The 25,492-nt window shown below is 70.1% G+C and carries 22 protein-coding genes; 14 read left to right on the top strand and 8 right to left on the bottom strand.

Annotated elements, in window-relative coordinates; all coding sequences use genetic code 11:
* The first annotated feature begins 112 nt into the window (after positions 1-112).
* From ACFXI4_RS30860 to ACFXI4_RS30835, 6 genes are all read left to right on the top strand, one after another.
* The gene (locus ACFXI4_RS30860; RefSeq protein ID WP_384997095.1) at positions 113-2,512 is read left to right on the top strand and encodes a SulP family inorganic anion transporter; all 2,400 of its coding nucleotides are present in this window, start codon (positions 113-115) and stop codon (positions 2,510-2,512) included.
* Positions 2,513-2,685: 173 nt separating this feature from the next.
* Positions 2,686-4,644, top strand: coding sequence for an acetate--CoA ligase (acs, locus tag ACFXI4_RS30855; protein ID WP_384997093.1), 1,959 nt, complete (start codon positions 2,686-2,688; stop codon positions 4,642-4,644).
* A 204-nt stretch (positions 4,645-4,848) separates the two neighbouring features.
* Positions 4,849-6,237, top strand: coding sequence for a Na+/H+ antiporter NhaA (gene nhaA / locus ACFXI4_RS30850; protein WP_384997091.1), 1,389 nt, complete (start codon positions 4,849-4,851; stop codon positions 6,235-6,237).
* Between the two features lie 207 nt (positions 6,238-6,444).
* Positions 6,445-6,930, top strand: a complete 486-nt coding sequence (locus tag ACFXI4_RS30845) for a phage holin family protein (RefSeq protein WP_351713371.1) — start codon at positions 6,445-6,447, stop codon at positions 6,928-6,930.
* Entirely contained in the window at positions 6,927-7,847 is a 921-nt protein-coding gene (locus ACFXI4_RS30840; protein ID WP_384997088.1) for an alpha/beta fold hydrolase, read from the top strand. The genes ACFXI4_RS30845 and ACFXI4_RS30840 overlap by 4 nt, the downstream gene beginning before the upstream one ends.
* 127 nt (positions 7,848-7,974) lie before the next feature.
* A complete protein-coding gene (locus ACFXI4_RS30835) occupies positions 7,975-8,154 on the top strand; it encodes a hypothetical protein (RefSeq protein ID WP_362727662.1) in 180 nt (59 codons plus the stop codon).
* A 4-nt stretch (positions 8,155-8,158) separates the two neighbouring features.
* On the opposite strand, the gene ACFXI4_RS30830 is transcribed toward ACFXI4_RS30835, so the two are convergent.
* The 3 genes from ACFXI4_RS30830 to nth all read right to left on the bottom strand — a co-directional run bounded on the left by ACFXI4_RS30830 (position 8,159) and on the right by nth (position 11,241).
* Positions 8,159-9,358 carry a MarP family serine protease gene (locus tag ACFXI4_RS30830; RefSeq protein WP_384997243.1) on the bottom strand — a complete coding sequence of 400 codons (1,200 nt, stop codon included), beginning with the start codon at positions 9,356-9,358 and terminating at the stop codon, positions 8,159-8,161.
* 13 nt (positions 9,359-9,371) lie between these two features.
* Entirely contained in the window at positions 9,372-10,079 is a 708-nt protein-coding gene (locus ACFXI4_RS30825) for an NUDIX hydrolase (protein ID WP_384997086.1), read from the bottom strand.
* A 97-nt stretch (positions 10,080-10,176) separates the two neighbouring features.
* On the bottom strand, positions 10,177-11,241 hold the full coding sequence (gene nth / locus ACFXI4_RS30820) for an endonuclease III (RefSeq protein WP_384997241.1): 1,065 nt from the start codon (positions 11,239-11,241) through the stop codon (positions 10,177-10,179).
* A 399-nt stretch (positions 11,242-11,640) separates the two neighbouring features.
* Between nth and ACFXI4_RS30815 the strand changes: the two genes are divergently transcribed.
* Together ACFXI4_RS30815 and ACFXI4_RS30810 are read left to right on the top strand one after the other, a co-directional pair.
* Complete coding sequence (locus ACFXI4_RS30815; RefSeq protein WP_018547939.1) at positions 11,641-12,315, top strand: Crp/Fnr family transcriptional regulator; 675 nt, start codon at positions 11,641-11,643, stop codon at positions 12,313-12,315.
* Positions 12,316-12,408: 93 nt separating this feature from the next.
* Positions 12,409-13,239: a nucleotidyltransferase gene (locus ACFXI4_RS30810; protein ID WP_384997083.1), complete on the top strand. Its 831-nt coding sequence runs from the start codon at positions 12,409-12,411 to the stop codon at positions 13,237-13,239.
* Between the two features lie 8 nt (positions 13,240-13,247).
* Here ACFXI4_RS30810 and ACFXI4_RS30805 read toward each other — a convergent pair whose 3' ends face one another.
* From ACFXI4_RS30805 to ACFXI4_RS30790, 4 genes are all read right to left on the bottom strand, one after another.
* Positions 13,248-14,078: an MBL fold metallo-hydrolase gene (locus tag ACFXI4_RS30805; RefSeq protein ID WP_384997081.1), complete on the bottom strand. Its 831-nt coding sequence runs from the start codon at positions 14,076-14,078 to the stop codon at positions 13,248-13,250.
* Positions 14,079-14,080: 2 nt separating this feature from the next.
* The gene (locus ACFXI4_RS30800; protein WP_384997079.1) at positions 14,081-14,956 is read right to left on the bottom strand and encodes an NUDIX hydrolase; all 876 of its coding nucleotides are present in this window, start codon (positions 14,954-14,956) and stop codon (positions 14,081-14,083) included.
* A gap of 349 nt (positions 14,957-15,305) precedes the next feature.
* A complete protein-coding gene (locus ACFXI4_RS30795) occupies positions 15,306-15,773 on the bottom strand; it encodes a RidA family protein (RefSeq protein WP_384997077.1) in 468 nt (155 codons plus the stop codon).
* Complete coding sequence (locus ACFXI4_RS30790; protein WP_352092726.1) at positions 15,770-15,943, bottom strand: DUF4177 domain-containing protein; 174 nt, start codon at positions 15,941-15,943, stop codon at positions 15,770-15,772. The genes ACFXI4_RS30795 and ACFXI4_RS30790 overlap by 4 nt, the downstream gene beginning before the upstream one ends.
* 25 nt (positions 15,944-15,968) lie before the next feature.
* Between ACFXI4_RS30790 and ACFXI4_RS30785 the strand changes: the two genes are divergently transcribed.
* The 5 genes from ACFXI4_RS30785 to ACFXI4_RS30765 all read left to right on the top strand — a co-directional run bounded on the left by ACFXI4_RS30785 (position 15,969) and on the right by ACFXI4_RS30765 (position 22,147).
* Positions 15,969-17,627: a recombinase family protein gene (locus tag ACFXI4_RS30785; protein WP_384997075.1), complete on the top strand. Its 1,659-nt coding sequence runs from the start codon at positions 15,969-15,971 to the stop codon at positions 17,625-17,627.
* Between the two features lie 371 nt (positions 17,628-17,998).
* Positions 17,999-18,727 carry a hypothetical protein gene (locus ACFXI4_RS30780; RefSeq protein ID WP_384997073.1) on the top strand — a complete coding sequence of 243 codons (729 nt, stop codon included), beginning with the start codon at positions 17,999-18,001 and terminating at the stop codon, positions 18,725-18,727.
* 180 nt (positions 18,728-18,907) lie between these two features.
* On the top strand, positions 18,908-19,171 hold the full coding sequence (locus ACFXI4_RS30775) for a helix-turn-helix domain-containing protein (protein ID WP_384997071.1): 264 nt from the start codon (positions 18,908-18,910) through the stop codon (positions 19,169-19,171).
* Positions 19,172-19,658: 487 nt separating this feature from the next.
* Complete coding sequence (locus tag ACFXI4_RS30770) at positions 19,659-20,636, top strand: ArsA-related P-loop ATPase (RefSeq protein WP_362722864.1); 978 nt, start codon at positions 19,659-19,661, stop codon at positions 20,634-20,636.
* On the top strand, positions 20,633-22,147 hold the full coding sequence (locus tag ACFXI4_RS30765; protein WP_384997069.1) for an ArsA family ATPase: 1,515 nt from the start codon (positions 20,633-20,635) through the stop codon (positions 22,145-22,147). The genes ACFXI4_RS30770 and ACFXI4_RS30765 overlap by 4 nt, the downstream gene beginning before the upstream one ends.
* 113 nt (positions 22,148-22,260) lie before the next feature.
* On the opposite strand, the gene wblA is transcribed toward ACFXI4_RS30765, so the two are convergent.
* Complete coding sequence (gene wblA, locus ACFXI4_RS30760) at positions 22,261-22,599, bottom strand: transcriptional regulator WblA (protein ID WP_063777071.1); 339 nt, start codon at positions 22,597-22,599, stop codon at positions 22,261-22,263.
* Positions 22,600-23,146: 547 nt separating this feature from the next.
* Here wblA and ACFXI4_RS30755 point away from each other — a divergent pair.
* Positions 23,147-25,441: a transglycosylase domain-containing protein gene (locus ACFXI4_RS30755; RefSeq protein WP_384997067.1), complete on the top strand. Its 2,295-nt coding sequence runs from the start codon at positions 23,147-23,149 to the stop codon at positions 25,439-25,441.
* Positions 25,442-25,492 lie beyond the last annotated feature (51 nt).

Raw genomic sequence — 25,492 nt, 5'->3', positions numbered from 1 at the left:
TGATTCATCCCGCCCCTGCACGCCGTGACCCACGACCGCGGCCATGTCCCGGCCCGCTGGCGAGGGGACCCCCCTGTTCCGCGACCGCGCTGCCCCGGAGGAGACGGGAAACATGTCATCCGCCTGCGTACCCACCCACCCCGAGAACCTCGGCCCGGCCCGGTTCGGAGTCCGGGCCGAAGCCACAAGTCCCCAGCCCACCAAGGGCACCGACCGGCCGCCGAGCTCGCCGGTGCCCCCGCGCCGCCACCTGCGGATCGCGGGCGCCGACCTGTCCGCGTCCGTCTCGGTCTTCCTGATCGCGCTGCCGCTCTCCCTCGGCATCGCCCTCGCCACCGGCGCCCCGCTCCAGGCCGGGCTGGTCGCGGCGGCCGTCGGCGGACTGGTCGTCGGGCGGCTCGGCGGCTGCCCACTCCAGGTCAGCGGCCCGGCCGCCGGCCTGACCGTGGTCACCGCCGATCTGATCCACCGGTACGGCTGGCAGGCCACCTGCGGCATCACCGTCCTCGCCGGACTGGCCCAACTGGGCCTCGGCTGCCTGCGTGTGGCACGCACCGCGCTCGCGGTCAGCCCGGCCGTGGTGCACGGCATGCTGGCCGGCATCGGCGTCACCATCGCCGTCGCCCAGCTGCACATCGTGCTCGGCGGCAATCCGCAGAGTTCGGTCCTGGCCAACATCCGCGCGCTGCCCGCCCAGTTGGCGCACCTGCATCCGGCCGCCGTGGCGATGAGCATGCTGACCCTGGCCCTGCTGTTCGGCTGGCCCCGGATCCCCGGCAGAGCCGGCCGCCTGTTGCGGACGGTCCCGGCGGCCCTGGTGGCCGTCGCCGGTGCCACCGTGACCGCCTCGCTCACCGGACTCGCCCTGCCCCGGGTCGACCTGCCGTCCTGGAGCAGCCACGCCCTGGCGGGGCTGCCAAAGGGGCCGGTGCTCAGCGTCGTCGCCGCCGTGCTCACCACCACGCTGGTGTGCAGCGTGCAGTCGCTGCTCGGCGCGGTCGCCGTCGACAAACTGGTGGCCGGCCGCCCCGGACCCCAGTCCCGGGTCAAACGCTCCGACCTGGACCGCGAACTGCTCGGTCAGGGCGCGGCCAACATGGTCTCCGGGGCGCTTGGCGGACTGCCGGTCGCGGGGGTCGCGGTGCGCAGTTCGGCGAATGTGCAATCCGGTGCCGTCAGCCGGAACTCCACGATGCTGCACGGCGTTTTCGTAGTAGCCGCCGCGCTGCTGATGGTCCCGGTCCTGGACCTCATCCCGCTCGCCTCGCTCGCCGCCCTGGTGATGGCCGTCGGCATCCAGATGGTGTCCCTGCACCACATCCGCACGGTGACCCGCCACCGTGAGGTCGCGGTGTACGTCGTCACCACCCTCGGCGTGGTGCTCCTCGGCGTCCTGGAAGGCGTGCTCCTCGGGGTCGCCGTCGCCGTGGCCGTCGCCCTGAACCGCCTCGCCCGCACCCGCATCACCCACGAAGAGCAGGAAGGAGTCCATCGCGTACATGTAAGAGGACAGCTGACGTTCCTGGCGGTGCCCCGGCTCAGCAGAGCCCTGCACCTGGTACCCCAAGGCGCTCACGCGGTGGTGGAGTTGGACGGTTCGTTCATGGACCACGCGGCCTACGAGTCACTGCGGGACTGGCGCCGGGCCCACATCGCGCAGGGCGGCTCCGCCGAGCTGACCGGCTGCCGGGTGGGCGTGCGTGCACCGCAGTACGGGCACGGACCGGAGCACGGGCCTCAGCCCGAGCCCCGTGCGGGTCACGGCCGTGGACCGGGCCTCGTCGGATCGGGCCTCGCCCGCCCGGGCGGCGGCGGAGCGGTTGCCGCCGGCCATGAACTCGCCCACGGGGTCGGCGTGTTCCAGCGCGACACCGCTCCCCTGGTACGGGAGGAGCTGGCCCGGCTGGCTCGTGAGGGGCAGCAGCCGTCGCAGCTCTTCCTGACCTGCGCCGACTCCCGGCTCGTCACGTCGATGATCACCTCCAGCGGTCCGGGGGACCTGTTCGTGGTCCGCAATGTCGGGAACCTGGTCCCCCTTCCGGGCGAGGAGAACGGCGACGACTCGGTGTCGGCCGCGATCGAGTACGCGGTGGACGTGCTGAAGGTGCGGTCCATCACGGTGTGCGGCCACTCCGGGTGCGGGGCGATGCAGGCGCTGCTGGACTCCGGGTCCGGGGGCGGCACGAGTCCGCTCGGGCGCTGGCTGCGGCACGCGCTGCCGAGCCTGGCGCGGCTGGCCGACGACGGCCGCTCGGGGGTGCGGCTGGCCGGGCGCGCGGCGGCGGACACGGCGGAACGGCTCTGCCTGACCAATGTGGTCCAGCAGCTGGAGCATCTGCGGGCGCACGACTCGGTGGCGGGCGCGCTGGCGGCCGGCGAGCTGGAGCTGCACGGGATGTACTTCCACGTGGGCGAGGCGCAGGCGTATCTGCTGCGCCGGGCGGACGGTGGGGACGAGGGAGAGGTGTTCGAGGGGGTACCGGGCGCGGAGGAACTGCGCGACCCGGCCTGAGGAAGGGCGGCGGAGACCTGCCGGCGCCGTCCAGGCCGGCGCCGGCGGGCTCCTCGCGATCCGCCACCCGCGACAGGTCTAAACCAATTTTTCGACGACCCTTGTCACCGGGCCCCCGGGTCTGATGAGCTGTGGCCCGGGACACAACGGACACCCTTGGAAAGGGAGATGTCGTGAGCAACGAAAGCCTGGCCAACCTCTTGAAGGAGGAGCGACGCTTCGCGCCGCCTGCTGACCTGGCCGAGAAAGCCAATGTCACGGCCGAGGCGTACGAACAGGCCAAGGCTGACAGGCTCGGCTTCTGGGCCGCGCAGGCCCGCCGGCTGACCTGGGCCAAGGAGCCGAACGAGACGCTGGACTGGTCGAACCCGCCGTTCGCGAAGTGGTTCAAGGACGGCGAGCTCAATGTCGCGTACAACTGCGTGGACCGGCACGTGGAAGCCGGCAACGGCGACCGGGTCGCCATCCACTTCGAGGGCGAGCCCGGCGACAGCCGCGCGATCACCTATGCCGAGCTGAAGGACGAGGTCTCCAAGGCGGCGAACGCCCTGCTGGAGCTCGGAGTCCAGAAGGGCGACCGGGTCGCGGTCTACATGCCGATGATCCCGGAGACGGCGATCGCGATGCTCGCCTGCGCCCGGATCGGCGCCGCGCACTCCGTGGTCTTCGGCGGCTTCTCGGCGGACGCGCTCGCCACCCGCATCCAGGACGCGGACGCCAAGGTGGTCATCACCTCCGACGGCGGCTACCGGCGCGGCAAGCCGTCGGCCCTCAAGCCGGCCGTGGACGAGGCGGCCGGCAAGGCGGGCAACGTCGAGCACGTGCTGGTCGTACGGCGCACCGGGCAGGAAGTGGCCTGGGACGACACACGGGACGTGTGGTGGCACGAGATCGTGGAACGGCAGTCGGCCGAGCACACGCCCGAGGCCTTCGACGCCGAGCACCCGCTGTTCATCCTCTACACGTCCGGTACGACGGGTAAGCCGAAGGGCATCCTGCACACCTCGGGCGGCTACCTCACCCAGGCGTCGTACACGCACTGGGCGGTCTTCGACCTCAAGCCGGAGACGGACGTGTACTGGTGCACGGCCGACGTCGGCTGGGTGACCGGCCACTCGTACATCGTGTACGGGCCGCTGGCCAACGGCGCGACCCAGGTGATGTACGAGGGCACCCCGGACACCCCGCACCAGGGCCGGTTCTGGGAGATCGTGCAGAAGTACGGGGTGACGATCCTGTACACCGCGCCCACCGCGATCCGGACGTTCATGAAGTGGGGCGACGACATCCCCGCGAAGTTCGACCTGTCCTCCCTGCGGGTGCTGGGTTCGGTGGGCGAGCCGATCAACCCCGAGGCCTGGATCTGGTACCGCAAGCACATCGGCGCCGACCGGACCCCCATCGTGGACACCTGGTGGCAGACCGAGACCGGCGCGATGATGATCTCGCCACTGCCTGGTGTCACCGCGACCAAGCCCGGTTCGGCGCAGACTCCGCTGCCCGGCATCTCGGCCACCGTGGTGGACGACGAGGCCCACGAGGTGCCCGACGGCGGTGGCGGCTACCTGGTGCTGACCGAGCCGTGGCCGTCGATGCTGCGCACCATCTGGGGCGACGACCAGCGGTTCCTGGACACCTACTGGTCGCGCTTCGAGGGCAAGTACTTCGCCGGTGACGGGGCGAAGAAGGACGACGACGGCGACATCTGGCTGCTCGGCCGGGTGGACGACGTCATGCTCGTCTCCGGGCACAACATCTCGACGACCGAGGTGGAGTCGGCGCTGGTGTCGCACCCGTCGGTCGCCGAGGCGGCCGTGGTCGGCGCGGCGGACGAGACGACCGGGCAGGCGATCGTCGCCTTCGTGATCCTGCGCGGCACGGCGAACGCCGAGGACGAGGGCCTCGTCAACGCGCTGCGCAACCACGTCGGCGCCACGCTCGGCCCGATCGCCAAGCCCAAGCGGGTCCTGCCGGTGGCGGAGCTGCCGAAGACCCGCTCCGGCAAGATCATGCGCCGGCTGCTGCGCGACGTCGCCGAGAACCGCCAGCTCGGCGACGTCACCACGCTGACGGACTCGACGGTCATGGACCTCATCCAGACGAAGCTCCCGGCTGCGCCCAGCGAGGACTGACCCCGTCCGACGGTCCCGGAGGGGCGCCCGGTGCGAAACGCGCCGGGCGCCCCTTTTGCACCTAGCGTGAGAACCACCTGGCAGTCCCCGGCGCACCTTAGGTAAACTAAGCAAAGTAGCGTCAACCTCACAGCGTGATTCTCAAGGTGTGCCGGGAAGTCTGGTCGGCAGTAGTCCCGTCCTGCCCACCGACCGGAGGTCTTCGTGTCCGCGCCCCGCACCAACGCCGCCCGCAAGGTCCTCGACCGGCTCTCGCTGCCCGAGCGCACCTTCGTGGCGGACGCGCTGCGGACCGAGACCGTCGGCGGCGTGCTGCTGCTGATCGCCACGATAGCCGCGCTGGTCTGGGCGAACATCCCGGCGCTGCACCACGGCTATGAGAGCGTCGGCGACTTCCACTTCGGCCCCGGCGCCCTCGGCCTGAACCTCTCCGTCACCCACTGGGCCGCCGACGGACTGCTGGCGGTCTTCTTCTTCGTCGCCGGCATCGAGCTCAAGCGCGAACTGGTGGCCGGCGACCTGCGGGACCCGAAGGCGGCCGTGCTGCCGGTGGTCGCCGCGCTGTGCGGGATGGCCGTACCGGCGCTCGTCTACACCCTCACCAACCTCGCCGGCGGCGGCTCCACCCAGGGCTGGGCGGTGCCCACGGCCACCGACATCGCCTTCGCTCTCGCCGTGCTGGCCGTCATCGGGACCTCGCTGCCGGGCGCCCTGCGCGCCTTCCTGCTCACCCTCGCGGTCGTCGACGACCTGTTCGCCATCCTGATCATCGCGGTCTTCTTCACCGCCCGGATCGACTTCGCCGCGCTCGGCGGCGCGGTCCTCGGGCTGGCCGTCTTCTGGCTGCTGCTGAGGAAGGGCGTACGCGGCTGGTACGTGTACGTGCCGCTCGCCCTCGTCATCTGGGCGCTGATGTACAACAGCGGGGTGCACGCGACCATCGCCGGTGTCGCCATGGGCCTGATGCTGCGCTGCACCACTCGCCAGGGTGAGCAGCACTCCCCCGGCGAGCACATCGAACATCTGGTGCGTCCGTTGTCGGCGGGGCTCGCCGTCCCGCTGTTCGCGCTCTTCAGCGCGGGCGTGACGGTGTCCGGCGGGGCGCTCGGGGACGTGTTCGGCAAGCCCGAGACGCTCGGGGTGGTCCTCGGGCTGGTCGTCGGCAAGACGGTCGGGATATTCGCCGGGACCTGGCTGACCGCCCGCTTCACCCGGGCCTCGCTGAGCGAGGACCTGGCCTGGGGTGACGTCTTCGCGGTCGCCTCACTCGCCGGCATCGGCTTCACGGTGTCGCTGCTCATCGGCGAACTCTCCTTCGCCGGCGACGCCGTGCTCACCGACGAGGTCAAGGCCGCCGTGCTCACCGGCTCGCTGATCGCGGCCCTGTGTGCCACGGTGCTGCTGAAGATCCGCAACGCCCGCTACCGCCGGCTGGTCGAGGCCGAGGAGCGGGACGAGGACCTCGACGGCATCCCGGACGTCTACGAGCAGGACGATCCGGCGTACCACCTGCGGATGGCGGAGATCTACGACCGCAAGGCGGCCGAACACCGCCGGATAGCCGCCGAGAAAGCCGGACGGGCGGCCGGGTAGGGGACCCGCCGGGCAGGCCCCCGCGAAGCGCCTGGCGGGGCCCGCGAGGGCCGTCGCGGGCACGACCGGGCGGGGGCCGGCGGAGGCGGCCACGGGCACGACGCGCTTGCCTAAGTGCCGGGCGGGGCAGGCGCGCAGGGCAACCGTCCGGCATGATCTGACGAGACGGTACAAAAGACGATGACACGTACGCAGAGGGAGACCGCGATGAGCGCACCCGACGGCAGCCCGGTCGGTGCCGAACGCAGCATCGGCCAGTTGTTCGCCTCGGCCACGGCAGAGATGTCGGCGCTGGTGCACGACGAGATCGCGCTGGCCAAGGCCCAGCTGAAGCAGGACGTCAAGCGGGGCGCGACGAGCGGCGGCGCCTTCTCGGCGGCCGGCGTGCTGCTCCTGTTCTCCCTGCCGATGCTCAACTTCGCGCTGGCGTACGGCATCCGGACCTGGAGCCACTGGAACCTCGCGATCTGTTTCCTGCTCTCCTTCGCGGCGAACGTCCTGGTGGCCGTCGCCCTCGCGCTGATCGGCGTGGTGTTCGCGAAGAAGGCCAAGAAGGGCAAGGGCCCGCAGAAGGTGGCCGCGTCCGTGAAGGAGACGGCCGGCGTACTGCAGAACGCCAAGCCGCATCCGCGTCCGGCACTCCCCAGGGATGACGTGCCGGCCATCGAGGCTGTGGGACGCTCGTCGTCATGAGCGATCCCGCCCCCTCGGCCGTACGGCTCGAAGGCCCCTGGACCCACCGGGACGTCGCCGCGAACGGCGCGCGCTTCCACATCACCGAACTCGGCGACGGCCCGCTGGTCATGCTGGTGCACGGCTTCCCGGAGTTCTGGTGGACCTGGCGGCACCAGCTGGTCGCGCTCGCCGACGCGGGCTTCAGGGCCGTCGCGATGGACCTCAGGGGCGTCGGCGGCAGCGACCGGACCCCGCGCGGCTACGACCCGGCCAACCTCGCCCTCGACATCACGGGCGTGATCCGCTCCCTCGGCGAGCCGGACGCCGCACTGGTCGGCCACGACCTGGGCGGCTATCTGGCATGGACCGCGGCCGCGATGCGCCCCAAGCTGGTACGACGGCTCGCGGTCGTGTCCATGCCGCACCCGCGACGCTGGCGCGCGGCGATGATCCGGGACCGCCGGCAGTCCGCCGCCGCCTCCTACATCTGGGGCTTCCAGCGGCCGTGGATCCCCGAGCGGCAGCTCACCGCCGACAGGGGCGCGCTGGTCGGCCGGCTGATCCGGGACTGGTCAGGCCCACGGCTGCCGGACGACGACGCGGTGGAGACGTACCAGCGGGCCATGTGCATCCCCTCCACCGCGCACTGCTCGATCGAGCCGTACCGCTGGCTGGTGCGCTCGCTGGCCCGCCCGGACGGTATCCAGTTCAACCGCCGGATGAAGCGCCCGGTGCGCGTCCCGACACTGCATCTGCACGGCTCCCTGGACCCGGTGGCCCGCACCCGCAGCGCGGCCGGCTCCGGCGAGTACGTCGAAGCCCCCTACCGCTGGCGGCTGTTCGACGGGCTCGGGCACTTCCCGCACGAAGAGGACCCGGTCGCGTTCTCCACCGAACTGATCAACTGGCTGAAGGACCCCGAGCCGGATCGGTGACCGCGCCGCTGCGCCCGGTATCCGGACCTGCACACCTGTTCTACGAACGGCCACATGCCCCGCGCATAGGCCGATTGAGGGCCGCGCCGGAGGTTATCGACCTTGGGGCGGGGGCAGACGTCGGGGTATGGGCTGGACGCACGACTACAGTGACGCACCCCGCAACCGCCGTACGACGGGCGGTCTGAACTCCCATCGAGGAGCCGTCCCGCAGTTGCCGGGCACGGACCTCAGGGTGGGGATCCCGCACATCCTGCGCCGCCGGGCCCGCTGGGTCTCGGTCCGTCTGCGCCATACCCGCGCATGACCCCTCACAGCGCGCAGCTGTCGGTCCCGACCTGCTGATTCGCGGTACGGCCCCGGGCGATGTCCGCTTGGATCTCGTCGGCCGTGAGGGCGTAACCGGTGTCCGCGTCGTCCAGTGACTTCGCGAAGACGACCCCGTACACCCGGCCCTGCGGCGTGAGCAGCGGGCCGCCGGAGTTGCCCTGGCGGACGGTCGCGTACAGCGAGTAGACGTCACGGCGGACGGTGCCGCGGTGGTAGATGTCCGGGCCGTTGGCGGTGATACGGCCGCGCACCCGCGCGGCACGGACGTCGTACGACCCGTTCTCCGGGAACCCGGCGACGATCGCGCTGTCGCTGGTCCCGGCGTCCGCCGCGGAGAACCTCAGGGCCTTCGCCGGCAGGTCCGGCACGTCGAGTACCGCGATGTCGCGCCGCCAGTCGTAGAGGACGACCTTGGCGTCGTACTTGCGGCCCTCGCCGCCGATCTGGACGGTCGGCTCGTCGACACCGCCGACCACGTGCGCGTTGGTCATGACACGGCGGTCGGCGAAGACGAAGCCGGTGCCCTCCAGGATCTTGCCGCAGCTCTGCGCCGTGCCCGTCACCTTGACGATGGACCGCTTGGCGGTGGTGGCCACCGCGCTGTTCACGAGGGCGGGGTCGGGCGGCGGGACATCGGTGATCGGCTCGTTGGCGAAGGGGCTGAAGACCTGCGGGAAGCCGTTCTGCGCGAGGACCGCGGAGAAGTCGGCGAACCAGGTGTCGGCCTGGTTGGGCAGCGCTCTGGACACCCCGAGGAGCACCTTGGAGCTGCGGACCTCCTTGCCGAGCGTCGGCAGCGTGGTGCCCGCGAGCGCGGAGCCGATCAGCCAGGCGACCAGCAGCATCGCCAGCACGTTCACCAGCGCGCCGCCGGTGGCGTCCAGGGCGCGCGCCGGGGACCATGTGATGTGCCGGCGCAGCTTGTTGCCCAGGTGCGTGGTCAGGGCCTGGCCGACCGATGCGCAGACGATGACGACGACCACGGCGACCACCGCGGCGGTCGTACCCACCTCGGCGTTGTCGGTCACCGCGTCCCAGACGACGGGCAGCGTGTAGACGGCGACGAGCCCGCCGCCCAGGAAACCGATCACCGACAGGATGCCGACGACGAACCCCTGGCGGTAGCCGACGATCGCGAACCACACGGCGGCGACCAGCAACAGGATGTCCAGCACATTCACGGTGGACACCCTGTCATGACCGCCAGTCGAGCGGGACCAGCTTCTCGCGGTCCCAGGAGCGCTCCCATCCGGCGTAGTGCAGCAGCCGGTCGATCACCCCGGCCGTGAACCCCCACACCAAGGTTGATTCGACCAGGAATGCCGGGCCTCGGTGGCCGCTGGGGTGCACGGCGGTGGCCCGGTTGGCCGGATTCGTGAGATCCGCCACGGGGACGGTGAAGACCTTCGCGGTCTCGTTCGGATCCACCACCCCCACCGGGCTCGGCTCGCGCCACCAGCCGAGCACCGGGGTGACCACGAAGTGACTCACCGGGATGTACAGCCGGGGCAGCACCCCGAACAGCTGCACTCCGGCCGGATCGAGCCCGGTCTCCTCCTCCGCCTCGCGGAGAGCGGCCCGCAACGGCCCGTCGGCCTTCGGGTCGCCGTCCCCGGGGTCGAGGGCACCACCGGGGAACGAGGGCTGCCCGGCGTGCGAGCGCAGCGAGCCGGACCGCTCCATGAGCAGCAGCTCCGGCCCCTCCTCACCCTCGCCGAACAGGATCAGCACGGCCGACTGCCGTCCCGCGCCGTTCTCCGGCGGCAGGAAGCGGCTCAGCTGCAGCGGCTGGACCGTCTCGGCGGCCCGCATCACCGGGTCCAGCCACTTCGGCAGGCCTTCCTTGCTGAGCGCCACGTCCGCGTGCGGATCCCCCGTGTGCGCCTTGCCGCCCTGTGTCATGGCATTCCCCGTCCCGCCCCGCTGCCCCGGCCTGCCTGTTCCAACGCCCGAAGCCTCCTTGATCGTTCCGTCTCCCGCCCCTCAGAAGTTCCCTGGGTCACATCCCTGATGCGGCGCTCAGCGGCGGCGCCGGCCTGCCGCCCGCGTCCAGATACGCCTGCGGCGGCTTGAGGCGCTGTCCGGGGAAGCCGCCCTTCTCGTACTTGAGCAGCTTCTTCGCCTTCTCCGGGTCGGTCTCGCCCTCGCCGTAGGCCGGGCAGAGCGGGGCGATGGGACAGACCCCGCAGGCGGGCTTGCGGGCGTGACACATCCGGCGGCCGTGCCAGATCACGTGGTGCGAGAGGTCGGTCCAGTCGCTCTTGGGGAACAGCGCGCCGACGGCCGCCTCGATCTTGTCGGGTTCGCTCTCCGCGGTCCACCGCCAGCGGCGGACCAGCCGCTGGAAGTGCGTGTCCACGGTGATGCCGGGGCGCCCGAAGGCGTTGCCCAGCACGACGAAGGCGGTCTTGCGGCCGACGCCCGGCAGCTTGACGAGGTCTTCGAGCCGCCCGGGGACCTGGCCGCCGAACGACTCCACCAGGGCCTTGGAGAGCCCTATCACCGACTTGGTCTTGGCCCGGAAGAAACCGCACGGCCGCAGGATCTCCTCGACCTCCTCCGGGTTGGCCTCGGCCAGCTCCTCGGGGGTGGGGTACTTCGCGAACAGCGTCGGGGTGGTCTGGTTGACGCGCAGGTCGGTGGTCTGGGCGGAGAGCACCGTGGCGACCAGCAGCTGGAAGGGGTTCTCGAAGTCCAGCTCGGGGTGGGCGTAGGGATAGACCTCCGCGAGCTCGCGGTCGATCCGGCGGGCCCGGCGCACCAGGGCGGTGTGCGACTCGGGCTTCCAGGCCGCCTGCGGCTGCTCGGCGACGGCCTTCCCGGAAGCGGCCCTCTCAGGCGCGGCTTTCTTCGCCGCGGCCTTCTTGGGCCCGGCGGCTTTGGACGCGGGCCGCTCGGCGGCGGTCCGCGCGGCCGCGGTCCTGACCGGTGCCGACTTCTCCGCCACGGCCTTCTTCGCGATGGCCTTCTTCGCGGTGGCCTTCTTCGCGGCGGCCTTCTTCGTCGGAGCCGACTTCTTCGCCGCGGCCGTTTCGGCCACCGCAGTCTTCGCCGTCTTGGCCACCGCCGTCTTGGCTACGGCCGTCTTCGCCACGTCCTTCTTCACCGCTGCCTTCTTTATGGCTTTTGCTGCTTTCGTCGCCTTTTTTGGCTCATCAGAGGCAGGATCGGACCCCTGTTCGCCCACGGCGGAATCACGACGTACAACCACCCGCCCAGCCCCCTTGGCCTGTGCTCTCACCGGCGATTTGGACACTCGGCCAGCCTAGAGCCCGGCACCGACATCCGCCCCGGACCCGGAAGATCAGCCCCCGATTGGACCCCTGCCGCTTACCTCGGGACACCTGTGCGGCATCCTTGTGACAGATCACACTGTTTGAATCGTCCGGCAAAATGGGGAGCACGGTCCCCTGGTACCAAGGGGAAGCAAGATCCCCTGAGCAGGTCGACAAGGAGAGAACTCGTGGACGACGTTCTGCGGCGCAACCCGCTCTTCGCGGCGCTCGATGACGAGCAGTCCGCGGAGCTGCGTGCCTCCATGAGTGAGGTGACCCTCGCGCGTGGCGACTCCCTGTTCCACGAAGGCGACCCGGGCGACCGGCTTTATGTCGTCACCGAGGGCAAGGTAAAGCTCCACCGCACTTCCCCCGACGGCCGCGAGAACATGCTCGCCGTCGTCGGTCCCGGCGAACTGATCGGCGAGCTGTCGCTGTTCGACCCGGGCCCGCGTACGGCGACGGCGACCGCGCTGACCGAGGTCAAGCTGCTGGGCCTGGGCCACGGCGACCTCCAGCCGTGGCTGAACGCCCGTCCGGAGGTGGCCACCGCCCTGCTGCGTGCCGTCGCCCGCCGGCTGCGCAAGACCAACGACGCCATGTCCGACCTGGTCTTCTCCGACGTCCCGGGCCGGGTGGCACGCGCCCTGCTGGACCTGTCGCGGCGCTTCGGTGTGCAGTCCGAGGAAGGCATCCACGTCGTCCACGACCTCACGCAGGAGGAGCTGGCCCAGCTGGTCGGCGCGTCCCGCGAGACCGTGAACAAGGCGCTGGCCGACTTCGCCCAGCGTGGCTGGCTGCGCCTGGAGGCGCGGGCCGTGATCCTGCTGGACGTCGAGCGGCTGGCGAAGCGTTCTCGGTAGTCGCCGTTCCCGGGGGCCACCGCCCCCGGACCTCCGCGTGCCGGCCTTCGGCCTCGTCCTCGATCGCCGGACGGGCTCAGATTTGGTTGCGCCATGGCTGAAACTGTTCCGTCCAGGGGCCTCGACGCCCTGGGCTTCATCGAGCGCGAGGGCTCGCACGCGCGCGTGCCGCACGTTTTCCGCCCGGTGGTCGCCGCCGCCCGCGACCGGCTCCTGGACGTCTTCGGAGCTCGGCTGGACAGCGCCTATCTCTACGGCTCGATCCCCCGCGGCACCGCGCGAGTGGGACGCAGCGACCTGGATCTGGTGGCCGTCCTGCGGGCCGAGCCGACCGGCGCCGACCGGGACGCGGCCCGTGCCCTCGGCGAGGCGCTCGACAAGGAGTTCCCGGAGATCGACGGGGCCGGGACCCTGCTCTGCTCCCGCGCGCGGGTGCTCGACGAACGGGAGCGGTACGACACCGGCTGGTTCGTGGCCTGCCAGTGCACCCCGCTGCTCGGCGAGGACCTCGCCGAGTTCCTGCCCCGCTACCGCCCCGACTCCCTGCTCGCCCGCGAGACCAACGGCGACCTGGCCCGGCACCTGCCGCGCTGGCGGCAGCGGATCGCGGCCGCGGACGACCGCGAGGAGGCCCTGCGGCCCCTGGTGCGCTTCATGTCCCGGCATCTCGTACGGACCGGCTTCACCCTCGTCATGCCCCGCTGGAACGGCTGGACCAGCGATCTGCGGGACATGGCCGCGGCGTTCGCCGAGTACTACCCGGAACGGGCCGGGCAGCTGTGCCGCGCGGCCGGGTCGGGGTACGAGCCGGTCGGCGACCGTACGGTCCTGCGGTCGTACGTCGACGACCTGGGCCCCTGGCTCGCGGACGAGTACGCGCGCGTGCACGGCGTGAAGGCCCCCAGGCCCGAGGGCTGGGAGTAGATCCGGCGTCAGATCAGCCCGTGCTCGCCGAGGTAGTCCAGCTGGGCCCGTACCGACAGCTCCGCGGCCGGCCACAGGGAGCGGTCCACGTCCGCGTAGACGTGGGCGACGACCTCGGCCGGGCTGCGGTGGCCGTTCTCCACGGCCGTCTCGACCTGGGCGAGGCGGTGGGCACGGTGGGCCAGATAGAACTCGACGGCCCCCTGGGCGTCCTCCAGGACGGGTCCGTGGCCCGGCAGGACCGTGTCGACACCGTGGTCGACGGTCAGGGAGCGCAGCCGCCGCAGCGAGTCCAGGTAGTCGCCCAGACGGCCGTCCGGGTGGGCCACCACGGTCGTGCCGCGCCCGAGGACGGTGTCGCCGGTCAGGACCGCACGGTCGGCCGGGAGGTGGAAGCTGAGGGAGTCCGCGGTGTGACCGGGGGTGGACACGACCCGCAGCTCCAGGCCGCCGGTGGTGATCACGTCGCCGGCCGCCAGTCCCCCGTCGCCCAGGCGCAGCGCCGGGTCGAGGGCACGCACGCGCGTGCCGGTCAGCTCGGCGAAGCGGACGGCGCCCTCGGCGTGGTCGGGGTGGCCGTGGGTCAGGAGGGTGAGCGCGATGCGCCTGCCCATCTTCTCCGCCGTGTCGACGACGTTCTGGAGGTGACCGTCGTCCAGTGGGCCGGGGTCGATCACGACGGCCAGGTCGGAGTCGGGCTCGGCGACGATCCAGGTGTTGGTGCCGTCCAGGGTCATCACGGAGGCGTTGGGTGCCAGCACGTTGACGGCCCGCGCGGTGGCGGGACCCGACAGGACCCCGCCGCGCGGCTGACCGGGCAGGGCTGCTGCGTTCGTCATGCTCAGGCTCCCCCGGTCGTGAGGTCGGTCGGTATGCGCTTGGTGAACTCGCCGTGGCCCGGCCAGGTCAGGACGATCTCGCCGTCCTCCAGGCGGGCGCGGGCCAGCACCGGCGTCATGTCCCGCGCGGGCGCCGCGGCGAGCGCCTCGGCGGCCGTGCCGTACGGCATCAGCTGGCGCAGGGTCGCGATGGTGGGCGGCATCATCAGCAGCTCGCCCTTGTCGTACCCGGCGGCCGCCTCCGACGGGCGGATCCACACCGTGCGGTCGGCCTCCGTGGAGGCGTTGCGGGTGCGCTGGCCCTGTGGGAGGGAGGCGACGAAGAACCAGGTGTCGTAGCGGCGGGTCTCGAACTCCGGGGTGATCCAGCGCGTCCACGCGCCCAGCAGGTCCGAGCGCAGTACCAGGCCCCGCCGGTCGAGGAACTGGGCGAAGGACAGGTCACGCGCGACCAGAGCCGCACGGTCGGCCTCCCAGTCGTCCCCGGTGGTGTCCCCGACCACGGCGTCCGCGGCCGGGCCCGCGAGCAGGACGCCGGCCTCCTCGTACGTCTCCCGCACGGCCGCGCAGACGATCGCCTGGGCGCCCGCCTCGTCGACGCCGAGCCGCTGGGCCCACCACGCGCGCGTGGGGCCCGCCCAGCGGACCTGGTGGTCGTCGTCGCGCGGGTCGACGCCGCCGCCGGGATACGCGTACGCGCCGCCGGCGAAGGCCATGGAGGCGCGTCTGCGCAGCATGTGGACCACGGGACCGCCGGGGGTGTCCTTCAGGAGCAGGACGGTCGCCGCGCGCTTCGGGGACACCGGCACGAGGGTGCCCTCCGCGTGTGCGCGGATGCGGTCCGGCCACTCCGGGGGATACCACTGTCCATCGGCCATTACCGGAGGCTATCCCGTGGGGAGCGAATGTTCGAGAGGGGCTCCGGGGCACCCGGATGTGCCGCGGAGGAGGCGGCCCGGTACGGCCGCCCCGGCCATCCCGGGCGCCTGGTGCAGCAGCAGCGGCGACGGCCGACAGCGGCGATCCGGGACAGCCTCAGCGGTGATCCGGCGGGGCCAGAGTGACGATCCGGTACGGCCATGGCGGACGCGGCCGGGGGCGGACATCGCCGCCCCCGGCCCGACGCGGCTTCCGCGGCCCAGCCCGCTGCGGTCACCGCGGCGGGCAGACGCGATCACGGCAGGGCAGCGACGGAGGCGGTTACGGCAGGGCACCGACCGCAGGCGGTCACGGCAGCAGTTCGACCTGGACCTCGACCTCGACCGGCGCGTCCAGTGGCAGTACCGCGACGCCCACCGCGCTGCGCGCGTGCACGCCCTTGTCGCCGAGGACCTCGCCGAGCAGCTCGCTGGCGCCGTTGATCACGCCGGGCTGGCCGGTGAAGTCGGTCGCGGAGGCGACGAAGCCGACGACCTTCACGACGCGCGCGACGCGGTCCAGGTCACCGGCGACGGACTTCACGGCGGCCAGGGCGTTCAGCGCGCAGGTGCGGGCCAGTTCCCTGGCCTCCTCCGCGGTGACCTCGGCGCCGACCTTGCCGGTGACCGGAAGCTTGCCGTCCACCATCGGCAGCTGGCCGGAGGTGTAGACGTACACCCCCGACTGGACGGCCGGCTGGTAGGCGGCGAGCGGCGGGACGACCGCCGGCAGCGAAAGACCGAGTTCGGCCAGCTTGGCCTCGACGGAGCTCGTCACGGCTTCTCCCGCTTCAGGTAGGCCACCAGCTGCTCGGGGTTGTTGGGCCCGGGCACGACCTGGACGAGCTCCCAGCCGTCCTCGCCCCAGGTGTCCAGAATCTGCTTCGTGGCATGGACGAGCAGCGGCACGGTTGCGTATTCCCACGAACGATGGCGAGAATCAGCCATGACAACACCCCAGGTGGTAAGCGGTATGAACCTTCACGTCGCAGGCTACACACGACAGTCCTACGGACGGGTCAACGGTAGCGAGGCAAGCCCCGCGAGCCAGCGCGACGCCAACGCCGCACGGTTCGAGGCATTCGCCGCTGAGGCTGCCAGGCAGGGCCGTGAAGCCATCTGGTGCGGGCACTATGAGGACGTTGGTATCTCGGCCTACAGTGGGACAGAACGGCCGGATTTTGAGCGGCTGTTGCGTGACTGCCGAGTGGGCCGAATCAATGCCGTAATCGTCTACAACATCAGCCGACTGTCTCGACTCGAACCACTCGACGCGCTGCCCATCGTGAATGAGCTGATGTCGCTGGGGGTCACGATTGTCTCTGTGGCCGAAGGCATGTTCCGGCCCGGCGAAGTCATGGACCTGATCCACCTGATCTTCCGCCTCGACGCAGCGCACCAGGAGTCCAAGAACAAGTCGACGGCCGTCCGTGACGCTGCTGCCCTGGCCCGTTCGCTGGGCGGTTACGTAGGCGGGAAGGCGCCATACGGCCGCAGACTTCAGCAGGAGAACCGAACGGCCCCCGGCGGTAAGCCTGTCGCTGTACAGACCCTCATCACTGAGCCGGATGAGGCGGAGGTTATCCGGCGCGTCGTGAAGGCTCTGCTCGCTGGCACTGACTCCGTCCATTCGATCTGCTCGACGCTGAACGCCGAGGGGGTCCCGACCCTGGGTGCCTCGCGCGGGAAGCGTACGGCCGGTAGCTCATGGCACCCCAAGACGCTTATCCGCATGCTTCGTCACCCGCATATCGCTGGCTTCCACGCTGAGGCCACCTACGACGCCAGCAGGCGGGTAACCGGGCACCGGGTACAGCGGGACACCGACGGTAAGCCGGTCCGCGCATGGGAACCGATCCTCAGCGAAGCTGACTGGTTCGCCGTACAGGAATGGCTCGACGCCCGGCCGGTCCGCATGAATGAGCACCGGACTACGGCGCTGCTCTCGTCCATGGGCGTACTGGTCTGTGCGTGTGGCTGCTCGATGTCCGCCAACAACTCAGCGCGCCCCAGCTACTTCTGCAACCGCCCGGCAGGCAAGCCGCTGAGCACTGCCCCTGGTGACCATGAGGGTCGCAGCTACATTTCGCGCGCCGCCCTTGACGATCATGTGGTCCGGCGCATTTTCGCGCTGATTGCGGCAGCGGAATGGGATGAGGAGTCGCGGGAGATCCTCACGCGCGTCACCGCGCACTACGCCGAGGTGAACGAGACGCCGGAGGCAGCGCAGGAACGACAAGCGGTCATCCAGGAGCGGGCGGACGCTACGCGGGCTCTGACGCAGTTGTACGACGACCGTGACCTGTACGCCGGTGACCCCGTCGGACGGGCACGCTGGCAGGAAGACATCCGAACTCAGCAGGAGCGGCTACATGCCGCCGACAGCAGGCTGGAGGCACTCGGGCAGGCTGGTTCGCCGGTGCTGCCCATTGGCGCGTGGACCGAGTCGGACAACGGTGACCCGCTGGGTCCGGGGTCCTGGTGGGAGTCGGCGACGCTGGCCGACCGGCGTGACTTCGTGGCGCTGTTCTGCAAGCGCGTGACCGTGCGGAAGGCGCTGCCCAGCGAAAAAAGCCGAGGCAGCAAGGCACCCACCGTGATCGAGGGGCGCGTGTCCACCGAGTGGGTGTAGGCGCCCCCTGGGCCTCCTAGGGCTTTCTCTTGCCCGCAGACAGCCTTACCGCACGCTGGGAAGCCTTGCGCTCCTAGAGGTGCATGGCACGTCGGTGTGGCTGACGGCAGTGACGAATTGGCTCGCCCCATCAATGCGCTGGCCTGCGGAAATGACGAAGGTGACGTTCGGGGTGTCACTTCGGCATTGCGCTACAGCGAGAGATGGTTTTGTGTCTCTCTAATCACCTACTCGTGTTCGGACCTGTTCAAATGAGGTAGCTCGATCGCCCCTTCCGGGGGGTATCCGGCCCCCAGCAAGTCACCTGATCGGCTGCTCACCTACGAGGCAGCGCGGGCCAGCCACAGCAAGAAGGAGTTACGCGCTTGCCGATGTACATAGAGAACGCTCGCGCCCGCGCAGCGCTCGCCGTCGCCGCACAGCACGCCGACAAGGCCCCGAACCCGCTCCCGTTCCTTTGGGATGGTTCCGCGTGGGCCACTCCATCGGGCGAGCGGCGTGATCTCCCACTGATTCGTGGCGGGATGGGTGACTGGCTGGCCAGCCTTGCCAAGGAGCTTGACTCTTGCCACGCGTGTCACAACGGTGCGCCCGATCCCAAGCGCGCCGCACAACTGAGGCAGAAAGCAGAGCACCTGCTGATCTCTATTGACCCGCTGGATACCGCGAACGCTGAGTACATACGCGCCGACGTTGCACTACTGCACGCCGAAGCCGACATGCTTGAGGTGGCAGTGACCTTTGGGGAGGTGACGGCCCTCAAGGCGGTGTCCGATGAGGTCCTGTCCGCCCCCAACGGGAGGGCAGCTCATCTGCTCTCGCTGGCCTCTCAGTTCGACGCTTTCCGCGCGCCGATGCGTGACCCTGCGGAGTGGGTGAAGCGTCTCGGCGACGCGCCGCGAACCGTTCACGTCCGTACATCTGCCGTGTGGGATGCGTTCTGCCTGGCTGAGCCGGGGGTGGTCCGCTCACTGGGTGCAGTGGCGGGCAAGCGTGCCTTGTTCGCTGCAATGGACAAGCGTTTCGGTGCGCGCCGGAAGCTGGGGGGGTACGAGGGTTGGCGTGGTGTGGCACTTCCGGACGCGGGTGTCCCGTCTTAAACGGTCTGCCCCCCACCCAGGCCGGTGACCCGGGGGACAGATCGGTTGAGACGTCAGCGTGCTGAAGATCTCGATTGATCTGGTCCCGGGCGACTGAGTGCCGGACGTCGTCCCCGCTGATCTGGTCCGCTGTTATGCGTCCCGGGCGGCTTCCTGAGCTGCACGCTCCAGTCGGCTCCGATGAAAGGTGAGGGCAAGTTCTTCTTCACGATGATGGTTGCCTTTGCTGAACTTGAGCGCGACATGATCGTTGAGCGCACTCGGGCAGGTCTCAACGCTGCCAAGGCCCAGGGGCGTACGGGCGGACGACCGACCGTGATGGACGCTGACAAGCTCGCTGCGGCCAAGGCGCGCAAGGCCAAGGGGGAGAGCGTTACGGCCATCGCCAAGGCGCTCAACGTGTCCCGCGCGACGCTGTACCGGGCGCTTGCCGACATGGAGTGATCCGGCCGACTTGGGAGACCGTCTGCCCGGCGTGGTGGACGGTCTTTCTCGTGTCTGGTACCGGGGGGGGTGGGCCAATCTCTGAGCGAAGACACCCTGGGGACCCGGCCCCCAGCTCCGCACGCATCGCCGCGAAATTTCGACCGGGGGGCATCCCGGATCAGCCCTGATCTGTGTGGCGCCCGCACTGCGGGGCTTCGACGATTGTCGTACCTGTCACACGACCGGGCAGGTTCCGTGCCCCTTGTGCCCGGTTGGATCGCTGGCGAGATGGCAGCCCCGTTGAGGCTGGAGGAGCACGCATAGTCGCAGGTCGGACGACGACAACTAGCTAGTGACATGGTTTGTGGCGTAACTTTTGCGTATTCCCACTTGGTCATGGGGCCGACTGTATCCGCTGTGACGGACGGGACACGTGGCCGACCGTACGCACGGTTATCCACAGCCTCCCGCGTGAGTCTCCGGCCGAATGGTTAGTCTCGAAGATGTGAGCAGGCTCCAGGTCGTCAGCGGCAAGGGCGGGACCGGAAAGACGACGGTCGCCGCCGCACTCGCGCTGGCCCTCGCGACCGAGGGGAAGCGGACGCTTCTCGTGGAGGTCGAGGGTCGGCAGGGCATCGCCCAGCTCTTCGAGACGGAGGCGTTGCCCTACGAGGAGCGGAAGATCGCGGTCGCGCCGGGAGGTGGTGAGGTCTTCGCGCTGGCCATCGATCCCGAACTTGCGCTTCTGGACTACCTCCAGATGTTCTACAAGCTCGGCGGGGCCGGCCGGGCCCTGAAGAAGCTCGGCGCGATCGACTTCGCCACCACCGTCGCACCGGGCCTCAGGGACGTCCTGCTGACCGGCAAGGCGTGCGAGGCGGTGCGCAGGAAGGACAAGTCGGGCCGGTTCATCTACGACTACGTCGTCATGGACGCCCCGCCCACCGGCCGCATCACCCGCTTCCTGAACGTGAACGACGAGGTGGCCGGGCTGGCCAAGATCGGCCCGATACACAATCAGGCGCAGGCCGTGATGCGGGTGCTGAAGTCCAGGGAGACGGCCGTCCACCTGGTCACCCTCCTGGAGGAGATGCCGGTCCAGGAGACCGCCGACGGCATCGCCGAACTGCGGGCCGCGCGGCTGCCGGTCGGGCGGGTCATCGTGAACATGGTGCGGCCGCAGGTGTTGGACGCGGCCGACCTGGAACTCGTACGGACCGTGCCGCGCACCGCCGTGGCGCAGGCGCTGTCCGCCGCCGGTCTGGGCGGGGCGCGCCGCGACGGGAAGGCCGGGCAGCTGGTCGGCCCGCTGCTCGCACAGGCCACCGAGTACGCCGAGCGGTACGCGCTGGAGCACGAACAGCGCACGGTCCTCGCCGAGCTGGACCTGCCGCGGCACGAACTGCCGCTGCTCGTCGAGGGGATGGACCTGGCAGGCCTGTACGAACTCGCCACCGAGCTGCGGAAACAGGGGATGTCATGACTTCGGACCCGGACCCGGCGCAGGACGGCACGCGCCGGCTGGCCCACGCGCCCGCGCTCGACGTCGACGCGCTGCTCGACGACCCGAACACCCGGATCGTGGTGTGCTGCGGCTCGGGCGGGGTCGGCAAGACGACGACCGCGGCGGCGCTGGGGCTGCGGGCCGCCGAGCGCGGCCGCAAGGTGGTCGTGCTCACCATCGACCCGGCGAAGCGGCTGGCGCAGTCCATGGGCATCGACTCGCTCGACAACGTGCCACGGAAGGTGAAGGGCACCGAGGAGCGGGGAGAGCCGTCACCCGGGGACGCGGCCGCGGCCGGCGGACAGGGCGCGGGCGGCGATCCGGCGGTGGACGACGGGCGGCGGCCCGGCGGCGAACTGCACGCCATGATGCTCGACATGAAGCGCACGTTCGACGAGGTCGTCGAGGCGCACGCGGACGCCGAGCGGGCGGCGGCCATCCTGGCCAACCCCTTCTACCAGTCGCTCTCAGCGGGCTTCGCGGGCACGCAGGAGTACATGGCTATGGAGAAGCTGGGCCAGCTGCGGGCCCGGGACGAGTGGGACCTGATCGTCGTCGACACCCCGCCGTCGCGTTCCGCGCTGGACTTCCTGGACGCGCCGAAGCGGCTGGGCTCCTTCCTGGACGGCAAACTGATCCGTCTGCTCACCGCGCCGGCGAAGCTGGGCGGCCGCGCGGGCATGGCCTTCCTGAACGTCGGCATGTCGATGATGACCGGCACCCTCGGCAAACTGCTCGGCGGCCAGCTGCTGAAGGACGTGCAGACGTTCGTGGCCGCGATGGACACGACGTTCGGCGGGTTCCGCACGCGCGCCGACGCGACGTACAAGCTGCTTCAGGCGCCCGGTACGGCCTTCCTGGTGGTGGCGGCTCCGGAGCGGGACGCACTGCGCGAGGCCGCGTACTTCGTGGAGCGGCTGGCCGCGGAGGACATGCCGCTGGTCGGTCTGGTCCTCAACCGTGTCCACGGCAGCGGCGCCGACCGGCTGTCCGCCGAGCGGGCGCTCGCCGCCGCGGAAAACCTCGAGGTCGCGGAAAATCTTGAGGAGCCCCGCATTGTGGATCAGGGTGACGGGAAAGCTGGACTTCGTAACTCTCCCGACACGTACGGCAGTTCTGAATCATCCGCGTCCGAGTCCGACGGCTCCCCCTCGTCCGGACCCGACGGGACGACGACGCCCCAGCCCCTCCCGGCAGCTCCGGTCTCTGCGGCATCCCAGGCGGACGAATCCCCCTCGTCCCAGCCCGAGCCCGGCTCCTCCGGCGACCCGGCCCGCACCGTGGACCAGCTCACCGCAGGCCTGCTGAGGCTGCACGCCGAGCGCATGCAGCTGCTCTCCCGCGAGCAGCGCACACGTGACCGCTTCACCGCACGTCACCCCGAGGTGGCCGTGGTCGAAGTGGCCGCGCTGCCCGGCGATGTGCATGACCTCGCGGGACTGCGGGACATCGGCGACCGGCTCGCGGCCGGCCGGACGGAGCTGCCGTAGCCGGCCCGCCGTACACCGGCGGCCAAACCGGTCGCATGCCTGCGGAGTCTCCGGACGGACTATGCCTCCGGTAGGACCGGCAAGGTCGTTCAGTGGCTCGTGCGGCGGGTGAGTCAGCTCACTGCCGCGTAGTTCTCGTACACCTCGTCGTTGTCGAGGGGGACGATGCCGGTCCCCCGCTCGTATTCCGAGCGCGCTGTCTCCAGGAGCCTGCGCCAGGAGGTCACGGTGGGCCGCCTGCGCAGCAGTGCGCGGCGCTCCCGCTCGGTCATTCCTCCCCACACGCCGAATTCGACGCGATTGTCGAGCGCGTCGGCCAGGCACTCCGTGCGTACCGGACACCCGGTGCACACCGCCTTGGCCCTGTTCTGCGCTGCTCCCTGAACGAACAGTTCATCCGGATCGGTAGTGCGGCAGGCGGCCTGCGCACTCCAGTCGGTTACCCAGCCCATACCGGCGCCGTCCTCTCCCGAATCGAGGCTCCCCCACGGCGGCAGCGGCATATTCACCGCCGCCAGTTGAGGACGTTACGGAAGGTGGGCACAGCGCAACACCCCCTTCGGGCCCAATCTTGAATGGCCCGAACGGACTATGGGTAAGCGGCAGATCACCCGCGGGAGTGAGCTGACGACATCCGTGATCATCCCGGCAATCCGGGACAGCTCTGGCGCGCCACAACGGACGCCGGATGACACACGAGGCGGATTCGGACACACCATCAACACGTCACCCGAAAAAATGGACGGGTTCCGGAACGATTCGGGGTCGCCGGACGTATTGATACGTGGCCGCGCTGCTGTGACAGTTGAGAGCAGCTTAGGCCAAGGCCTGCACGTGTGTCCGGCGAATGGCAAGGTAGACCGTTCATGTCGTCGTGCCGTGCGCCGGGCCACGCAGGCTCCGTGCGGCCCGGTCCCGTATGTCACGATCCGGCACTGGAACATCCCGAGAGCCACCCGCTCACGCGGAATGCTCAGCCCTACGGATTAGGCTGCCCCCATGCCAAAGAAGCGCTCGGGCGGCGGTCTGTCGACCACGCAGCAGGCCGCCAAGTTCCTCGGTGTCAGTGTGCTCGCGGGAGCCGTGATGGCGGGCATCGCACTGCCCGCGGCCGGCGCCCTGGGTCTCGCGGCCAAGGGTTCGGTCCAGGGCTTCGACGACATCCCGGCCAACCTGAAGAGCCCGCAGCTCAGCCAGCGGACGAGGATCCTCGACAGCAAGGGCAACCAGATCGCCCAGGTCTACTCCCGTGACCGCACGGTGGTGGAGCTCAAGGACATCTCGCCGTACATGCAGAAGGCGATCGTCGCGATCGAGGACTCGCGCTACTACCAGCACGGCGCCATCGACCTGAAGGGCGTGCTGCGCGCGCTGAACAAGAACGCGGTGAGCGGCGGCGTCGCCCAGGGTGCCTCCACCCTCACCCAGCAGCTGGTGAAGAACTACTTCATCGAGGAGGCCGGCGACGACCCCACCAAGGTCGCCGAAGCCACCCAGCAGACCCTCGGCCGCAAGGTCAAGGAGCTGAAGTACGCGATCCAGCTGGAAGAGAAGCTCGGCAAGAAGAAGATCCTCGAGAACTACCTGAACATCACCTTCTTCGGCGAGCAGGCCTACGGCATCGAGGCCGCCTCCCAGCGCTACTTCTCCCAGCACGCCAAGAACCTCAACCTCCAGCAGTCGGCCCTGCTGGCCGGCATCGTGCAGTCGCCGAGCCGCTACGACCCGGTCAACGACGAGGCCGAGGCCACCAAGCGGCGCAACGTCGTGCTGGAGCGCATGGCCCAGCTCGGTGACATCTCCCAGGCGGAGGCCGCCAAGGCCAAGGAGGCCCCGCTCGGCCTGCACGTCACCCAGCCCAAGAACGGGTGCATCACCGCCACCAGGGGCGCCGGGTTCTTCTGCAAGTACGTCGAGAACGTCTTCCTCACCGACCCGACCTTCGGCAAGACCCGCGAGGCGCGCGCCAAGCTCTGGAACCAGGGCGGCCTGACCATCCGGACCACCCTGGACCCGCAGGCCCAGGACTCGGTGCAGTCCTCGATCAAGGACCACGTCTACAAGGCCGACTCGGTCGCCGCGGCCGCCACCCTCGTGGAGCCCGGCACGGGCAAGATCCTCGGGATGGGCCAGTCGAAGCCGTACGGCTACAACAAGAACGAGACCGAGTACAACTTCTCGGTCGACCGGGACTACGGCGGATCCAACTACGGCTTCCCGACGGGTTCGACGTTCAAGCCGTTCGTGGCCGCGGCCGCCATCGAGGGCGGCAAGCCGGCGACGCAGGAGTACTCGGCGCCGTACAAGATGAACTACCCGAGCCCCGTCCAGCAGTGCGACGGCAAGCAGTGGGTCAACACGGAGAACGAGCAGGTCGAGAACGAGAACGAGTCCGAGGTCGGGCCGTACCAGATGAAGAAGGCGATGGCGAAGTCCATCAACACCTACTTCGTCCAGCTGATCTCCGACATCGGCCTGTGCCCGGTGGTCAAGATGACCGACGCGCTCCACGTCCACCAGGGCGACGGCTCGAAGCTCCCGCAGACCCCGTCCATCGCCCTCGGCGCGATCGGCCTCTCCCCGCTGACCATGGCGAGCGCGTACGCCACCTTCGCCGACCGCGGCATGTACTGCACGCCGGTAGCCATCGAGTCGATCACCCAGAAGGTCGGCAACGAGCAGAAGTCCCTGGCCGTGCCGAAGTCGACCTGCTCGCGTGCGATGAGCGAGAAGACCGCCGACACCATCAACACCCTGCTGCGCGGAGTGGTCGACTCCGGTACCGGCCAGGAGGCCGGCCTGGACGACCGCGAGAGCGCCGGCAAGACGGGTACGACGGACTCCCGCAAGAACGCCTGGTTCGTCGGCTACACCCCCAACCTCGCGGGCGCGGTCTGGGTCGGCAGCGCCAAGCAGAACGTCGAGATGACCAACATCACCATCGGCGGCGTCTACCACGGCGAGGTCTACGGCGCCGACACGCCCGGCCCGATCTGGAAGGACGCCATGACCGGCGCTCTGGAGGGCAAGCAGACGGAGTCCTTCAACCTCGTCGACATCCCGGACGAGGAGGACCACGACAAGGGCAAGGGGAACGGCGACGGTCACGGCCGCGGCGACGACACCGGCGGCCTGATCGGCGGTCTCATCGGCGGCCCGGCGAACGGCGGCGCGGCGAACGGCGGGAACAACGGCGGCAACTCCACCCCGAACCCGACGTTCTCCTTCCCCGACGGCTTCATCCAGGGCAACGGAAACGGCGGGAACAACGGGAACGGCGGACGCCGGAACTGACGCGCCCGCGAGTACGACGGCGGGGCCGCACCTCGTGACAGAGGTGCGGCC

Source organism: Streptomyces sp. NPDC059224, assembly GCF_042754285.1.
GTDB lineage: Bacteria > Actinomycetota > Actinomycetes > Streptomycetales > Streptomycetaceae > Streptomyces.
The sequence above is the reverse complement of the archived record's forward strand: the minus strand, read 5'-3'. Positions and strand labels throughout refer to the sequence as shown.

What these genes read in the sequence shown, in the direction of transcription:
- ACFXI4_RS30860 (WP_384997095.1), top strand. Translation starts at nt 113, where the DNA reads ATGTCATCCGCCTGCGTACCCACCCACCCCGAGAACCTCGGCCCGGCC.
- ACFXI4_RS30845 (WP_351713371.1), top strand. Translation starts at nt 6,445, where the DNA reads ATGAGCGCACCCGACGGCAGCCCGGTCGGTGCCGAACGCAGCATCGGC.
- ACFXI4_RS30840 (WP_384997088.1), top strand. Translation starts at nt 6,927, where the DNA reads ATGAGCGATCCCGCCCCCTCGGCCGTACGGCTCGAAGGCCCCTGGACC.
- ACFXI4_RS30835 (WP_362727662.1), top strand. Translation starts at nt 7,975, where the DNA reads ATGGGCTGGACGCACGACTACAGTGACGCACCCCGCAACCGCCGTACG.
- ACFXI4_RS30825 (WP_384997086.1), bottom strand. Translation starts at nt 10,079, where the DNA reads ATGACACAGGGCGGCAAGGCGCACACGGGGGATCCGCACGCGGACGTG.
- ACFXI4_RS30810 (WP_384997083.1), top strand. Translation starts at nt 12,409, where the DNA reads ATGGCTGAAACTGTTCCGTCCAGGGGCCTCGACGCCCTGGGCTTCATC.
- ACFXI4_RS30805 (WP_384997081.1), bottom strand. Translation starts at nt 14,078, where the DNA reads ATGACGAACGCAGCAGCCCTGCCCGGTCAGCCGCGCGGCGGGGTCCTG.
- ACFXI4_RS30800 (WP_384997079.1), bottom strand. Translation starts at nt 14,956, where the DNA reads ATGGCCGATGGACAGTGGTATCCCCCGGAGTGGCCGGACCGCATCCGC.
- ACFXI4_RS30790 (WP_352092726.1), bottom strand. Translation starts at nt 15,943, where the DNA reads ATGGCTGATTCTCGCCATCGTTCGTGGGAATACGCAACCGTGCCGCTG.
- ACFXI4_RS30785 (WP_384997075.1), top strand. Translation starts at nt 15,969, where the DNA reads ATGAACCTTCACGTCGCAGGCTACACACGACAGTCCTACGGACGGGTC.
- ACFXI4_RS30780 (WP_384997073.1), top strand. Translation starts at nt 17,999, where the DNA reads ATGTACATAGAGAACGCTCGCGCCCGCGCAGCGCTCGCCGTCGCCGCA.
- ACFXI4_RS30775 (WP_384997071.1), top strand. Translation starts at nt 18,908, where the DNA reads ATGAAAGGTGAGGGCAAGTTCTTCTTCACGATGATGGTTGCCTTTGCT.
- ACFXI4_RS30765 (WP_384997069.1), top strand. Translation starts at nt 20,633, where the DNA reads ATGACTTCGGACCCGGACCCGGCGCAGGACGGCACGCGCCGGCTGGCC.
- wblA (WP_063777071.1), bottom strand. Translation starts at nt 22,599, where the DNA reads ATGGGCTGGGTAACCGACTGGAGTGCGCAGGCCGCCTGCCGCACTACC.
- ACFXI4_RS30755 (WP_384997067.1), top strand. Translation starts at nt 23,147, where the DNA reads ATGCCAAAGAAGCGCTCGGGCGGCGGTCTGTCGACCACGCAGCAGGCC.